The 15509-nt window shown below is 39.7% G+C and carries 12 protein-coding genes; all 12 read left to right on the forward strand.

Annotated elements, in window-relative coordinates:
* The first annotated feature begins 5 nt into the window (after positions 1-5).
* The 12 genes from pcrA (at position 6) to ACFO3P_RS10775 (ending at position 15373) form a co-directional block, all read left to right on the forward strand.
* Entirely contained in the window at positions 6-2252 is a 2247-nt protein-coding gene (gene pcrA / locus ACFO3P_RS10720) for a DNA helicase PcrA (protein WP_289584848.1), read from the forward strand.
* Positions 2253-2258: 6 nt separating this feature from the next.
* A complete protein-coding gene (gene ligA / locus ACFO3P_RS10725) occupies positions 2259-4268 on the forward strand; it encodes an NAD-dependent DNA ligase LigA (RefSeq protein ID WP_289584847.1) in 2010 nt (669 codons plus the stop codon).
* A 6-nt stretch (positions 4269-4274) separates the two neighbouring features.
* Entirely contained in the window at positions 4275-5393 is a 1119-nt protein-coding gene (locus tag ACFO3P_RS10730; protein ID WP_289584846.1) for a CamS family sex pheromone protein, read from the forward strand.
* 348 nt (positions 5394-5741) lie between these two features.
* Complete coding sequence (locus tag ACFO3P_RS10735) at positions 5742-7010, forward strand: helix-turn-helix domain-containing protein (RefSeq protein ID WP_289584845.1); 1269 nt, start codon at positions 5742-5744, stop codon at positions 7008-7010.
* 388 nt (positions 7011-7398) lie between these two features.
* Positions 7399-7689: an Asp-tRNA(Asn)/Glu-tRNA(Gln) amidotransferase subunit GatC gene (gene gatC, locus ACFO3P_RS10740; protein ID WP_042533066.1), complete on the forward strand. Its 291-nt coding sequence runs from the start codon at positions 7399-7401 to the stop codon at positions 7687-7689.
* Positions 7690-7707: 18 nt separating this feature from the next.
* Positions 7708-9174: an Asp-tRNA(Asn)/Glu-tRNA(Gln) amidotransferase subunit GatA gene (gatA, locus tag ACFO3P_RS10745; protein WP_042533068.1), complete on the forward strand. Its 1467-nt coding sequence runs from the start codon at positions 7708-7710 to the stop codon at positions 9172-9174.
* Positions 9174-10604, forward strand: a complete 1431-nt coding sequence (gene gatB, locus ACFO3P_RS10750) for an Asp-tRNA(Asn)/Glu-tRNA(Gln) amidotransferase subunit GatB (RefSeq protein ID WP_042533070.1) — start codon at positions 9174-9176, stop codon at positions 10602-10604. Before gatA ends, gatB begins: the two co-directional genes overlap by 1 nt.
* Before the next feature lie 495 nt (positions 10605-11099).
* Positions 11100-12014, forward strand: coding sequence for a diacylglycerol kinase (locus ACFO3P_RS10755; protein WP_042533072.1), 915 nt, complete (start codon positions 11100-11102; stop codon positions 12012-12014).
* A gap of 149 nt (positions 12015-12163) precedes the next feature.
* On the forward strand, positions 12164-13561 hold the full coding sequence (gene rlmD / locus ACFO3P_RS10760) for a 23S rRNA (uracil(1939)-C(5))-methyltransferase RlmD (RefSeq protein ID WP_289584843.1): 1398 nt from the start codon (positions 12164-12166) through the stop codon (positions 13559-13561).
* A 274-nt stretch (positions 13562-13835) separates the two neighbouring features.
* The gene (locus ACFO3P_RS10765; protein WP_066186241.1) at positions 13836-14897 is read left to right on the forward strand and encodes a DNA cytosine methyltransferase; all 1062 of its coding nucleotides are present in this window, start codon (positions 13836-13838) and stop codon (positions 14895-14897) included.
* An 82-nt stretch (positions 14898-14979) separates the two neighbouring features.
* Positions 14980-15174 carry a hypothetical protein gene (locus ACFO3P_RS10770; RefSeq protein WP_066186238.1) on the forward strand — a complete coding sequence of 65 codons (195 nt, stop codon included), beginning with the start codon at positions 14980-14982 and terminating at the stop codon, positions 15172-15174.
* A gap of 19 nt (positions 15175-15193) precedes the next feature.
* Positions 15194-15373, forward strand: a complete 180-nt coding sequence (locus ACFO3P_RS10775) for a hypothetical protein (protein ID WP_066186235.1) — start codon at positions 15194-15196, stop codon at positions 15371-15373.
* Positions 15374-15509 lie beyond the last annotated feature (136 nt).

Consider the following 15509-nt stretch of genomic DNA (forward strand, 5'->3'; position numbering starts at 1 on the left):
ATAAGATGGAGCAAACGCTGGAAGCGATGATAAATACATTAAATCCGGAGCAGCAGAGGGCTGTACGGTATACAGAAGGTCCGCTCTTAATTATGGCAGGAGCTGGAAGCGGGAAAACACGCGTATTGACACATCGAATTGCTTACTTAATGGGAGAGAAGGAAGTAGCTCCCCGAAATATTTTAGCGATTACCTTTACCAATAAAGCGGCAAGAGAAATGAAGGAGCGGGTAGCGAAATTAGTCGGTCCTCAAGGTGAATATATGTGGGTCTCTACATTTCACTCGATGTGTGTCCGGATTTTACGCCGGGACATTGACCGGATTGGATATTCCTCGAACTTTTCCATTTTAGACAGCGCAGATCAATTATCTGTTGTAAAGCAAGTACTTAAAAATCTCAATATTGATCCAAAGAAATTTGATCCCCGGGCGATGCTTGGACAGATTAGTACAGCAAAAAATGAGCTGATTACAGAAGATGAATTTGCGAAGAATGCCGGTAATTTCTATGACCGCCAAGTAGCGCAGATTTATGAAGGCTATCAGAAAATGCTGCGGAAAAATCAGTCCTTAGATTTTGATGACCTGATTATGCAGACGATTCATTTATTTGACCGTGTACCGGAAGTTTTGGAATATTACCAGAGACGGTTCCAATATATTCATGTCGATGAGTATCAGGATACAAACCATGCACAATACTTTCTGGTCAAACAGCTTGCCAAAAGGTATCAAAATCTGTGTGTAGTCGGCGATTCAGACCAGTCTATCTACCGTTGGCGCGGAGCAGATATTACGAATATCCTGTCCTTTGAAAAAGATTACCCGTCAGCGAAAACTGTCATGCTGGAGCAAAATTACCGCTCTACCAAATCGATTTTACTGGCGGCGAATAAAGTAATTGGCAATAACTCTGGACGAAAGCCGAAAAATCTTTGGACGGATAAGGATGACGGAAAAAAGATATCCTATTATAAAGGAGCAACTGAGCAGGAAGAGGCTTTATATATTGCAGATACCATTCAGCAGTTAACTCGGTCAGGCAAATACCAGCCAAGTGACATTGCTATATTGTATCGTACCAATGCACAATCCCGTGCAATTGAGGATACATTTGTCAAATCAGCTATCAGCTATCAAATGGTTGGCGGTACACGCTTCTATGACCGTAAAGAAATCAAGGATATGATTGCTTATTTAAGGTTAATTACGAATCCCGATGATGATATCAGCTTCCAGCGTGTGGTAAATGAACCTAAAAGAGGAATAGGAAAAACATCGATTGAACGCTTGCAAGCATATGCAGCAGAGCATGATATTTCTCTCTTTGAAGCAGTGAAGGAAGTTGATTTCACGGGTGTTTCGAAAAAAGCAGCCAATGCTTTAGCAGGATTCGGTAGCCTTATCAGCTCGCTTACACAGCAGCAGGAGTTTCTGACAGCGACGGATATGGTAGAAGCTGTGCTGGAACGGACCGGCTATGAAGAAATGCTGAATAATGAGCGTTCCATTGAAGCGCAGTCTAGACTGGAGAACTTAGAAGAGTTTAAAACTGTTACACAAGAATTTGAAAAAGCAAGTGAAGAAGACAAAACACTCATCGCCTTTTTAACTGATTTAGCATTGATTGCAGATATTGACCGTGTCGATGAAGAGGATCCGGATCACTCTCAAAAAATCACCCTGATGACATTGCATGCAGCAAAAGGACTGGAGTTCCCTGTCGTTTTCTTAATTGGAATGGAAGAGAATGTATTTCCACACAGCCGCTCGATGTTTGACGAGGAAGAGATGGAGGAGGAACGCCGTCTTGCTTATGTCGGTATTACCAGAGCAGAAGAGGAGCTTTATTTGACGCATGCTCAAATGCGTACTTTATATGGACGTACCAATATGAACCCAATCAGCCGATTTATCAATGAGATTCCGGTGGAATTGATGGACGGCATGGAAACAACCAAAAAATCACCATTTGGCGGAGCTGGCAGCATGCGAAAGAGCTTTGGCTCGAGCCAGAAGCAGGAAGCACCACCGAAGAGACGGGCTGAAAAAATGCAGGCACCTAAGTCCAGCGGAGCAGAATCTAAAAGCTGGTCTGTCGGTGATAAAGCTGCTCATAAAAAATGGGGAACGGGTACGGTTGTAAGAGTACAGGGAGAAGGAGAAAAGCTGGAATTAGATGTAGCATTTCCTGCTCCGGTAGGCATCAAACGTCTTCTTGCAAAATTTGCCCCCATAACAAAGGAGTAAAATGGAATGAACAAACAAGAAATCAAAGAACGCATGGATTCCTTAGTAGAAGTCCTTAATCAATATGGTTATTCCTATTATGTATTGGACAACCCGACTGTACCCGATTCGGAGTATGATCAGAAGTTAAGGGAGCTGGAGGATTTAGAAAAAGAGCATCCAGACCTTGCTAGAGAGGATTCTCCTACTCAGCGTATCGGCGGGGAACCGCTGGATGCTTTTCGGAAGGTAACGCATGAAACGCCAATGATGAGCCTTGGCAATGCTTTTAATGAGCAGGATCTAAGAGATTTTGCCAGACGGGCTCAAGAAGGCGTATCTGGTGAGGTTACTTTTGTGTGCGAGTTGAAAATAGATGGTTTAGCAATTTCTCTAAAATATCAGGAGGGCAAATTTGTTCTGGGTTCCACTCGCGGCGATGGAAGAATTGGTGAAGACATTACATCTAACCTGCGCACGATACGAAGTATTCCATTAAGTATCAAAGAAGCTGGAACTTTGGAGGTTCGTGGCGAAGCTTTTATGCCGCATAAGTCCTTTTTAGAGATGAATAAAGAAAGGGAAGAAAAGGGTGAAGAACCGTTTGCCAACCCGAGAAATGCAGCTGCCGGATCATTGAGGCAGCTGGACCCGAAAATTGCAGCTAAACGTAATTTAGATATTTTTCTATACGGCGTCGGTGAATGGGAAAACAGTAATATCACCAGTCATAGTAAAAGCTTAGAGGCCTTGCATCGTCTGGGATTTAAAACAAATAAAGAATGGAAAAGATGTAAGAGCATTGAAGAGGTATTGGAATTTGTTACGTATTGGACCGAACACCGCAAGGATTTAAATTACGAAATTGACGGGATTGTGGTGAAAGTAGACAGCCTGGATCATCAGGATGAACTGGGCTTTACTGCGAAAAGCCCGCGGTGGGCGATTGCTTATAAATTCCCGGCAGAAGAAGTTGTAACTACTTTAAAAGATATTGTATTAAGCATCGGCAGAACAGGCGTAGTGACTCCGACAGCCATTCTTGAACCTGTCCGTATAGCAGGATCAACTGTGCAGCGGGCTTCCTTGCATAACGAGGATTTAATTCGTGAACAGGATATCCGGATTGGGGATCAGGTAGTTATCAAAAAAGCAGGCGATATTATTCCAAAGGTTGTCCGTTCGATTATCGAACAGCGGACCGGGGAAGAAAAAGAATTTCATATGCCTGAGGAATGTCCGGACTGCGGCAATGAACTGGTTCGTCTAGAAGGGGAAGTAGCATTACGCTGCATTAATCCGAACTGTCCGGCACAATTGATGGAGGGGTTGATTCACTTTGTCTCCCGGAATGCGATGAATATTGATGGTTTAGGAGAAAAAGTTATCATTCAGCTTTTCCGTGAAGATTTGGTCCATACCATTGCTGATTTATATCGATTGGAAAAAGAGGATTTGTTGAATTTAGAACGGATGGGCGAAAAATCCGTTACTAATCTTTTAAATGCTATTGAGGCTTCTAAAGCCAATTCATTGGAAAGATTATTGTTCGGACTTGGGATTCGTTTTATTGGTTCAAAAGCAGCACAGACTCTGGCGATGGAATTTGAAACCATGGAGCGGCTTCAGCATGCCAACTTGGAGGAAATTGTAGCCATTGAAGAAATTGGCGAGAAAATGGCAGATTCCATTGTCCGATATTTTGAAGAAGAAAAAGTGACGCAGCTATTGAAGGAATTAAAAGAGCTGGGTGTAAATATGACTTACACCGGTCAAAAGAAATCAGAAATAAAAACAGATAGCTTATTCTCTGGAAAAACAGTTGTATTGACTGGTAAAATGGAGCAGTATACGAGAAAAGAAGCGAAAGAGCTGATTGAATCGTTAGGCGGGGCAGTAACAGGCAGTGTAAGTAAAAAAACAGATGTCCTTATTGCTGGAGCGGACGCCGGATCAAAGCTGGAAAAAGCAGAAAAACTGGGGATAGAAGTGTGGAGTGAAACAGAGTTAAAAGAAGCGACCGAGGGAGAGGAGTGATTCGCTTTGAAAAAATGGATGCTATCCATTAGTGTAGTGGCACTGTTTTTAAGCGGATGTGTGCAGCAGCAGCCATCCAGCGAGGAGGAAGTCGTCCAGGAGGATGCCAGCAGCCAGGAAGAGACTTCTATCGTGCCTAGCAATAGACTTTCAGGGGAAAATTACCGAATGATTTTACCATATCAGCCAAGTGAGGCAAGAGGCGTTATTACAAGGCAAATGGCGAACCGTGTAGATATTGATGAAATGGAAGAAGGACTACGCCGTCTGTCCACGGATTCATATAGTCCGGAAGATTATTATTTTCAAGAAGGGCAATATTTTACAGAAGATCGTGTGAATAATTGGATTGATGATTTAAATCCTGAAGTAAATCTAGGGGCAGATGAAGAGACCTTCAGGGAAAATCCGCGTTATTTATCCCATGTTCTAGAACAAAATTATTTAACACAGACAGAGGATGGAAATGTCAATTTAGAAGGAATCTCTATAGGACTTGCGATGAAATCTGTTTATCAATTCCAGACCGATACTGGCGAGCCTTACCAATATGAAGATATCTCTGAAAGTGCAATGATGGAACAGGCAACAGAAATTGCACAAGATATTGTCAATGATATTCGTGAAAATGATGAAGAACTCAGTGATATTCCAATTATGATCGGTATTTACCGGGAAGAGGAGCAAGCTTCTCCTGTGCCGGGAAATTTTGTAGCTAAAACAAATGTGGATGGAGGGAGCAGCTCAATTGACGGCTGGGAGGATGTAGAAGAAGAAAATATCCTCTTCCCTTCTGATGAAGGTCAGGAAAAATATTATGATGATCAAGAGCTTGTAACAAGCTTTGGAAATGAAATTCGTGATTTCTTTCCAAACTATGTCGGAATGGTAGGGGAAGGCTTCTATATAGATGAGGAGCTTCAGAAATTACGCATCGATGTCCCGATAGAATTTTACGGCAAGGGAGAGGTTATCGGTTTTACCCAGTATGTGTATGGTCTGATTGAGGATATGTTTCCAAACTATTATGATATAGAAGTTAATATTACTTCCAGCCAAAAGACGGAGAGCCTGCTTTACCGTAATGCGGGTGAGGATGAAATTCAAGTTCATATTTATGATTAAAGCATCAGGAAATTCACTGTTACTAGCAGTTTATCAGCTAGCAGCAGTGGATTTTCTTTTTTTAAGAAAATTTTCCGGGAAGGCGAAAGTTATTTAATGATTCTTCTATTGATTTTCCCAAATTGAAGAACGGCAGAGTATGGTACAATGGGTTTATATAAGATATAATGACAAAGGAATTAAAATAGCTTATCATTGGAAAATGTTTTTAAGCACTTTCGCACTAATTTTCTTTATTTATGAAAAAATTAGATAAGCAGTCAAACAAAATTTCTCTATTAGAGAGACGGTTGCTTCACGAACCGCTATGCCGTGATAAAAGTATAAAAGTGTGGGGTGAAAGATAACATGATAGCGATTGGGACGTATATCAAAATCCAGCGTACAAAGCAGAAAATGACTCTAGGGGAGCTATCGGAGGGAATTGTTTCTTTATCCTATTTATCGAAGATTGAGAATCAAAAAACAGAACCGAATGAGGATATTATCCGAAGGCTGTGTCACCGGCTTTGTATTACAATAGATCAGAGCCAGGAGGAGAAAATCGGCGAACTCTGTAAGAATTGGTATGAGATGCTTGATGAGAATACCAAAGAAAAAGACATGGAAGCTGCCTATCAGGAAATCCAGATGCTGATGGATAAAAATTATTCTAATCACCTCATTATGTTTGAGATTCATAAGATTAATTATTTCTTATTCATTGAAAGAATCGATTTGGCTGCCAATAAAATTACGCAGTTAAAAGAGGTTGTAAACACGTTTAGTGTAGAAGAACAGTATTACTGGTATTTATTTAACGGACGCTACAGCTTTGCGGTGAAGAATTATTATCATTCCATGTATCAATATAAACGGGCAGAAAAAATTACAGAGGATCATCGCCTGGAGGAAAAGGCAGAGGCAGACTTGAAGTATTATATTTCGATGACACATTCTAAGCTGAGGAACTCCCTTGAAGCAATCGAATATGCAGAAGAGGCTCTGGAAATGTATATGAAGCAATATAGCTTCCTGCGCTGTGCACGTGCCCATAATATTTTAGGAATTTGTTATACTCATATTAAGCTTTATGAAAAGGCAATTAAAAATTTCACACTTGGTCTGCAGCTTGCAGAAACCATTCATGATAAAAAAGTCGTTCAAAAGATTCACCAGAATCTTGGTTATCTATATGCTTCAAAGGGTGATTCGACAAAAGCGATTGAATACTATAAAGGGATTTTAAATGATTCAGACGTGTCAGCGAATACCAAAGTGGAGATCACAGCTTCACTCGTACGTGAATATTATCATTCGAATTATTATGATGAGGCAGAAGAGTATATTGATTACGGATTAAGTGTATTCTATGATTTAAAGGATAAACAGCCATACCTTGTGTATAAATACATCTTGCGCAGCTATAATTATCTTCTTGAAGAACAGTTCAATCTGTTTGAACAATTATTGGTCAAAGATTTACTTCCATTATTAAAGAAGCAAAAGGACTACGGGAATTTTATTCTTTATTCCGAGCTGCTGGCAAAACGCTATGAAGGTAATAATAATTACAAGGACGCGGCACAGTATTATAGAGAAGTAAACCAAATGTATAAGCATATTGCTCACATTTGATATAATTTTATGTCTAAAACCAAGTTATACTATAATGTTAATTGTAAATTATAGTATAACTTGGTTTTTTTGTTATGCAGCAATATAAACTTGCCTTGTATAAGCAAGTTTTGCTATTATCATAAGTGTAATCCGTGTTAATAACGGTATTAATAAGAGTGTTATTCATAGTACTATTATTAATACCACCACGAATGTTAATAATGCTACTAATATTAATTTCAATTTATATAGCAATAATTAATATAAAACATCTTATAAAAATGATATAATGTTGTTTTAATGAGTGTATAGGCTGAATGATGTTTATTCTAAATGCACGCTCGAATATAAGTGCTATTTTTATAGCATATTATAAATAAATACGATTATTTTGGAGGTTAAGCAAATGGCAGAGATTTCAAAAGAGCAAGTAAAGCATGTAGCTAATCTCGCACGCTTGGAATTTGATGATGAAGCTGTGGAACAAATGGCGAATGAGCTGAGTGCTATCATTGAATATGCTGAGCAGCTGAATGAATTAGATACAGATAATGTGAAGCCAACCACACACGTATTAGATTTGAAAAATGTGATGCGTAAAGATGAACCTAAAAAGTGGATTACACAAGAGGATGCATTGAAGAATGCTCCTGACCAAAAGGATGGACAAATCCGTGTTCCATCGATTCTAGAATAAAAGGAGGCAAACATATTCATGTCTTTATTTGACTATACGATAAAAGAATTGGAAGCAAAATTACATAATCAAGAGATTACTGTAGAAGACTTAGTGAAAGAATCTTATCAGCAAATTAAAGAAGTGGACGGAGATGTGCATGCATTCCTGACACTTGATGAAGAAAAAGCGCTGGAGAAAGCAAGAGAACTGGACAAACGTGAGAATAAATCCGGTGTATTATTTGGTATCCCGGCTGGTATTAAAGATAATATCGTAACGAAAGGACTTCGTACTACCTGTGCAAGTCAATTTTTAGATAATTTCACGGACCCGTTATACAATGCAACCGTTGTTGACAAGCTGGATGCTGAAAATCCGGTTGCAGTTGGTAAATTAAATATGGATGAATTTGCGATGGGATCTTCCAATGAAAACTCCGGCTATGAGCCGACTCGTAACCCATGGAATACAGATCACGTTCCCGGCGGTTCCAGCGGTGGTTCTGCAGCAGCAGTCGCAGCAGGGGAAGTATTATTCTCACTTGGATCGGATACAGGCGGATCGATTCGTCAGCCGGCAGCATTCTGCGGTGTTGTAGGAATGAAGCCGACTTATGGACGTGTATCCCGTTTTGGCCTTGTGGCATTTGCATCCTCTTTGGACCAAATTGGCCCATTGACCCGTACGGTAGAAGATAATGCACGTGTACTGGAAGTCATTGCAGGACATGACAAAATGGACTCTACCAGTGCAGATGTAGAAGTTCCGGCTTATACAGAAGCATTAACTGGCGATGTAAAAGGTTTAAAAATAGCTGTTCCTAAAGAATACTTAGCAGAAGGTGTTTCCGAAGAAGTGAAAAATGCTGTTTTAGAGGCATTGAAGGTCTATGAATCCCTTGGAGCTACTTGGGAAGAAGTATCCTTGCCACATTCTAAATATGCACTTTCAACTTATTACTTATTATCATCCTCTGAGGCTTCTGCGAACTTAGCCCGTTTTGACGGCGTACGCTATGGTGTCCGTTCAGATAATGCAGAAAATATGCTGGATATGTTTGTGAAATCCCGCAGTGAAGGCTTCGGTGATGAAGTAAAACGCCGTATTATGCTTGGAACCTTTGCCCTCAGCTCTGGTTACTATGATGCCTATTATAAAAAAGCACAAAAAGTACGTACATTAATTAAAAATGACTTTGATAAAATTTTAGAAGAATATGATGTGATTGTTGGACCGACAACACCGACACCGGCATTTAAGGTCGGTGAAAAAACAAGTGATCCATTAACGATGTATGTGAATGATATCTTAACGATTCCTGTCAACTTAGCAGGCGTTCCTGGTATTTCTATTCCTTGCGGTTTCTCCGAGGATGGATTGCCAATCGGCTTGCAGGTTATCGGAAACTATTTTGATGAGAGCACTGTTTATCGTGCTGCACATGCATTTGAACAAGCAACAGAACACCATACAAAACGACCTCAACTAGGAGGTGCCAAGTAATGAATTTCGAAACAATTATTGGACTTGAGGTACACGTAGAATTAAAAACCGCATCAAAAATATTCAGCCCGAGTACAAATGAATTTGGTTCCGCGCCAAATACGAATGTCAATCCGATTGACTTAGGCTATCCGGGCACACTGCCAGTCTTAAATGAAGAAGCAGTCAACTTTGCGATGAAAGCGGCAATGGCACTCAATTGTGAAATTGCAACAGATACGAAATTTGACCGTAAAAACTATTTCTATCCAGATAACCCGAAAGCTTATCAAATCTCGCAATTTGATCAGCCAATCGGCGAGAATGGCTGGATTGAAATTGAAGTAAACGGCAAAAAGAAAAAAATTGGTATCACCCGCCTACACCTGGAAGAGGATGCAGGAAAATTAACACATGGGGAAGACGGTTATTCCTATGTCGATTACAATCGTCAGGGAACACCATTAGTTGAAATTGTATCTGAGCCGGATATGCGTTCTCCAGAAGAAGCATATGCATACTTGGAGAAGCTGAAAAATATTATTCAGTATACAGGTGTATCGGATGTGAAGATGCAGGAAGGCTCCCTGCGCTGTGATGCCAATATTTCACTTCGTCCAATCGGACAAGAGGAATTTGGTACCAAAGCAGAACTGAAAAATTTAAATTCTTTCTCCTTTGTTCAAAAAGGATTAGAATTTGAAGAAACACGTCAGGAAAAAGTATTATTATCCGGCGGAGAAATCCTGCAGGAAACACGCCGTTACGATGAAAAAACAAAAGAAACGATTCTGATGCGTATCAAAGAAGGTTCGGATGATTATCGTTATTTCCCTGAGCCGGACCTTGTACCATTATATATTGATGAGGCTTGGAAGGAACGCATCCGCAGTGAAATTCCTGAGCTTCCAGATGCCAGAAGAGAGCGTTACGTAAGCGAATTAGGCTTATCAGAATATGATGCGAATGTGTTAACGGCATCTAAGCAGATGTCTGATTTCTTTGAGGAAGCAGCAGAGCACGGAGCAGATATCAAACAAGTATCCAACTGGTTAATGGGAGAAGTCTCTGCCTATATGAATAAGCATTATAAAGAGATTGAAGAGCTGGCAATTACACCAGATGCCCTGGCGAAAATGGTTAAATTGATTGAAGACGGCACAATCTCTTCTAAAATTGCGAAGAAGGTATTTGCAGAGCTGGTTGAAAATGGCGGCGACCCAGAAAAAATTGTCGAAGAACAAGGCCTGGTTCAAATCTCAGACCCAGAGCAATTGAAGCCAATCGTGAATGAAATTCTTGATCAAAACGAACAATCTATCATTGATTTCAAGGATGGAAAGAAAAAAGCAAAAGGATTCCTTGTCGGACAAATTATGAAAGCAACAAAAGGACAGGCGAACCCGCCGCTGGTAAATGAAATTCTTGCTGCGGAGCTGGAGAAACGATAAGCTTTCTTGGTAGAATGGTAATAAAATAAAAGAAGCAACAAGGGAAGGCTGTCGCAGAAATGAAATGTGGCAGCCTCTCCAATGTGAAAAAAGATGAAAAGAAAATGGACCAACATTGTAGAAAAACAACACATTTTATCGAGACTTGTTATTTTTTGTTCATTTTGCTTTTCAAACACATCAAAAAAGTCTATGATATGGATTAGACGAGTTTATTTAATACGATTATAATTTCAACATAAAGGAACTTCATAGGTTATTCATGTCAGATCATGGATAAATACTGCTTTTTATTATGTATCTATTTTGAGAGAGATTTCAGTGAATATCACCGTTCTGTAATACGTATAGTAAATATTTGCTGTGGAATGTTGTGAGGTTCTCTAGGTTTCCTTTCATCTAAGGAGAAGAAAAGCAAAGAATGAAGTTATACTTTATATAATACGTGTCTGTAAAGAAGCAATTGCAAGATGGACCGTATGGGGAGGAAAGAACATGGAGAAGGCCCGAATCATTTATAACCCAACTTCGGGACGTGAAGCAATCAAAAAAGCATTACCCAATATTTTAGAAAAGCTGGAAACTGCCGGCTATGAAACTTCCGCACATGCGACAACATGTGAAGGGGATGCTATCGACGCTGCAAGAACTGCTGTAGAAAGAGGCTATGACTTAATTGTTGCGGCTGGCGGCGATGGTACGATCAATGAGGTCGTACATGGCGTAGCCGAACAGGAATATCGGCCAAAGTTAGGGATATTGCCTGCTGGAACAACAAATGATTTTGCCAGAGCACTTCAAATTCCCAGAGATATTAATAAAGCTGTAGATGTTATCTTAGAAGGCAATTCGCTGAAATTAGATATTGGAAAAGTCAACGAGCATTATTTTATTAATATTGCCGGCGGAGGAAAACTGACAGAATTAACATATGATGTCCCGAGCAAATTAAAAACAATGTTAGGTCAATTAGCATATTATATGAAAGGCATTGAGATGCTTCCTTCTTTAAAGCCGGCACATGTCAGAATTGAGTACGATGAACATGTACTGGAAGAAGATATCATGCTATTTCTAATCTCTAATACGAATTCCGTCGGCGGTTTTGAAAAGCTTGCTCCCGATGCTCGTTTAAATGATGGGTACTTTGATGTTCTCATTTTAAAGAAAACAAATCTTGCAGAATTTATTCAAATTGCATCACTTGCCCTTCGCGGGGAACACTTAAAAAGTAAAAACATCATCTATACACAGGCAAAGCGTGTTAAAGTGACGAATGAGGATAAAATGCAGCTGAATATTGATGGGGAATACGGTGGCATGCTGCCGGGAGAATTCATCAATCTTCAGGAACATATCGAGTTTATGGTTCCAGCAGATTTCATCGAGCATCAAGAAGAGCTGGAATAAAAATAAAGGTCTCTAAACCACATGAAGTTGTTTTAGAGGCTTTTTTGTTTGCTCCTGTCTCCTTGAGCATAGGAACAGTTGTTGTTTGTTAAAAGCCTGTGATAAAATAAGGTGAATTAAAGTGATTACGGAAATAGAGGAAGATGACAATGGCAAAAACAACAGGAAATACCCCTGTTCAAAAAAATGAACAATTGACTATTACAATTGAAGATATTACCCATGAAGGAAGCGGCGTAGGAAAAGTGGACGGCTATCCTTTGTTTATTCCGAAGACCTTACCGGGAGAAGAAGCCGTTATTAAAGTGGTCAAAGCAAATAAAAAATATGGTTTTGGGAAGCTGTTAGAGCTGAAGAAAACCAGTCCGGAACGTGTGGATCCAACCTGTCATGTATATTGTGGAGGCTGCCAGCTCCAGCATATGAGCTATGCCCTTCAATTACAAATGAAACAGAATCAGGTCCATAATGTGATGAAAAAAGTAGCGCATCTGGAGCATGTTCCCGTACATCCAATCATTGGGATGGAAGACCCTTCTCATTACCGAAATAAGATACAAATTCCTGTCGATGAAAAAAACGGTGAATTAATCACAGGCTACTATCAGAAAAGAAGCCACCGGATTCTGCAAAATCAAGATACCTGTCATGTGCACAGCCATGCAATGAATGAGGTGCTGCCATTTGTTCGGCACTTAATGAATAAATATGGTGTCCAGGCTTATAATGAAGAAACACATCGAGGCGAGCTGCGTCATATTATGATACGGACAGGCCATTTTACAGGAGAAATGATGGTTGTTTTTGTAACGCGTACAGCCAAGCTTCCCGGCAAAGAGCGAATCATCGAAGAACTGACAAAGAAGTTTCCATTTATCCGTTCGATTGTGCAGAATATCAATGACCAGCGCACGAATGTAATTTTAGGGAAGAAGACAAACGTATTGTGGGGAGCAGCTTATATCCACGATACGATAGGCGATTTAACCTTTGCGATTTCGCCGAAGTCCTTTTATCAAGTAAACCCTGTTCAGACAAAGGTGCTATATGATAAAGCTCTGGAGTATGCAGCTATTGATGAAAATGATGTAGTAATCGATGCATACTGCGGAATAGGTACAATCTCGCTCTTCCTTGCCCAAAAAGCAAAAAAAGTATATGGAATCGAGGTTGTTCCAGAAGCCATTGAAGATGCAAAGAAAAATGCAGCGCATAGCGGAATAGATAACGCAGAGTTTACTGTTGGACAGGCTGAAAAAGTGATGCCTAAGTGGAAGAAGGAAGGCTTAGATCCAGATGTGATTGTTGTCGATCCTCCGAGAAAGGGCTGTGATCCCGAATTTTTGGATGCGATGATGGAGATGAAGCCGAAGCGGATTGTTTATGTTTCCTGTAATCCTTCGACACTGGCAAGGGATTTGCGTATTTTAGAGGACGGCGGTTATGAGACGAAGGAAGTACAGCCGGTGGATATGTTTCCGAATACGGGGCACGTGGAGGTTATAGTTTCGATACAACGGAAGAATACGTCGAAATCCTTAGTATGACGGTGTTTCACAAGCATTACCAATTTGTGCCAGATGGTCAAAATGGACGAAAAAAAGTGCTAAAAACCCATGTTGATGTTTCAGTGGGAATCAATCTGGTATATGGAGACACAACAAAATAAAAATTCCATAATAAGTAAGTTTAAAAATTTTAGGCGTTCAGAAAAATGAACGTCTATTTTTTTATGTCAAAATTGGAAATTATTTTTGAGAATTTATTGATTTTCTTATAAAAAATGAACCTCTAATAAATGAAATAAAGGTTGTGATTGATATGAAACTTCTTACGTTAGGAAGTTTATTTGATGGAATCGGTGTATTTCCTTTAGCTGCTTCTTTTTATGGAGTGAAACCTGTTTGGGCAAGTGAAGTTGAGAAGGCACCAATTGCAATTACGAAACGTCATTTTCCTAATATGCTTCATCTTGGAGATATTACAAAAATAGATGGTGGAGAAATACCACCTGTTCATATCATTACCTTTGGTTCTCCTTGTCAGGATTTATCTAACATTGGTAAGCGAGAAGGCCTTGCTGGAAGTAAATCCAACTTATTTTATCAAGCATTACGAATTATTGAAGAAATGAGGTGTGCAACGAATGGTGTCTATCCAGTTATCGCTGTTTGGGAAAACGTCATGGGAGCTTTTTCATCAAATAACAGGATGGATTTTAAAGCCGTGCTGGAATCTTTCACAGGTTCCAAAATTCCAATGCCTACTTCTGGAGGATGGGCAAACGCCGGAATGGTTCGAGGGAACAACGTTGATGTCTGTTGGCGATTGTTGGACGCCCGATATTGGGGAAAGCCCACTCTCGCTCAAAGAAGAAGACGTATCTTCCTCGTGGCAGATTTTAGAGGAAACCGTGCCAAAGAAATATTATTTAAAGCCCGTGATTTGCAATCGTTTCCTGCGTCTTGCGGAAAAAACAGGCTGTCCTCCGCCGGCTCCTGTGGAATACCTGTTAAAGAAACAAGGAGGAACATACCCATCATCCGACCCTTTCAAGAAAGACGTATGCGAAGTGCCGCAAAAGAAAAAAACGAAACAGGATTCATTGGAAGTTTCGGAAAGACAGATGACCCTTTTCCAACAATGCTAGCTGGTTCCGTTAATCTTTTTTCGTTTTGGTATGAAGGGAAAGAAAAAGAAGGTTTTATTCGGCAGCTTACTCCATTGGAATGTGAACGTTTGATGGGATTGCCCGAAGGCTGGACAGCTTTTGGAGAACAAGAAAAAGCAATCAGCGATTATGCCAGATATAAAGCACTTGGAAATTCAATTGCTGTACCATGTGCCGAATATATTATGGCTGGTGTTGCAGAAAGTTTATAGATAATTAATTTCTTAGCTTGTTGGATTATGGTCATCTGACATGCTTTTTTAATGGATAAAGACGCAGGAAAGGAGAAGGAACATGATGTCTTTGAAAGAGGAAGAAATATACGAAGATAAGGTCATGGAATGGATTGATGACCATTTTGTGCTGAATGAGGTTGAGATTGAAGAGTATCCGTTTTTTCTTCATGGAAAATTAGTGCGTGATAAAAAAGGGGAATCCATGATTGTTTTTTGGTGTGTAATATACGGACGTGTTGATTATCGTTTTTAATTATAAAAGGAGAATGATTATGAATATCACAACTTTTATTTGTGTACTTGATGATAATGTAAAGGCAGAAATAGAAAAGGATTTAAGAGCAGCAGGTCATTCAGAAGAAGATGTACAAAGAGGATTGGATAGCCGTCTTTGCGATTTAGAAGACACAATAGATATTCAAAAATATAAAGAAATGCTTCAAGATAGTTAATTTATGTAGCTTAAAGATTCTTTTATAGAATTCTTTCTGTATAAAAAGAATACAGAGAACAAGTATTTGGTTAAGAAAATGAAGTGACAGGAGGTCATTTGATATGATTATTTATTATTCACGTTCTCCTCCGCTT

Origin of the sequence: Oceanobacillus aidingensis (assembly GCF_042654105.1) — a bacterium.
GTDB lineage: Bacteria > Bacillota > Bacilli > Bacillales > Amphibacillaceae > Oceanobacillus > Oceanobacillus oncorhynchi.

Coding starts and splice junctions, on each gene's coding strand:
- pcrA (WP_289584848.1), top strand. CDS start 6: ATGGAGCAAACGCTGGAAGCGATGATAAATACATTAAATCCGGAGCAG.
- ligA (WP_289584847.1), top strand. CDS start 2,259: ATGAACAAACAAGAAATCAAAGAACGCATGGATTCCTTAGTAGAAGTC.
- ACFO3P_RS10735 (WP_289584845.1), top strand. CDS start 5,742: ATGATAGCGATTGGGACGTATATCAAAATCCAGCGTACAAAGCAGAAA.
- gatC (WP_042533066.1), top strand. CDS start 7,399: ATGGCAGAGATTTCAAAAGAGCAAGTAAAGCATGTAGCTAATCTCGCA.
- gatA (WP_042533068.1), top strand. CDS start 7,708: ATGTCTTTATTTGACTATACGATAAAAGAATTGGAAGCAAAATTACAT.
- gatB (WP_042533070.1), top strand. CDS start 9,174: ATGAATTTCGAAACAATTATTGGACTTGAGGTACACGTAGAATTAAAA.
- ACFO3P_RS10755 (WP_042533072.1), top strand. CDS start 11,100: ATGGAGAAGGCCCGAATCATTTATAACCCAACTTCGGGACGTGAAGCA.
- rlmD (WP_289584843.1), top strand. CDS start 12,164: ATGGCAAAAACAACAGGAAATACCCCTGTTCAAAAAAATGAACAATTG.
- ACFO3P_RS10765 (WP_066186241.1), top strand. CDS start 13,836: ATGAAACTTCTTACGTTAGGAAGTTTATTTGATGGAATCGGTGTATTT.
- ACFO3P_RS10770 (WP_066186238.1), top strand. CDS start 14,980: ATGATGTCTTTGAAAGAGGAAGAAATATACGAAGATAAGGTCATGGAA.
- ACFO3P_RS10775 (WP_066186235.1), top strand. CDS start 15,194: ATGAATATCACAACTTTTATTTGTGTACTTGATGATAATGTAAAGGCA.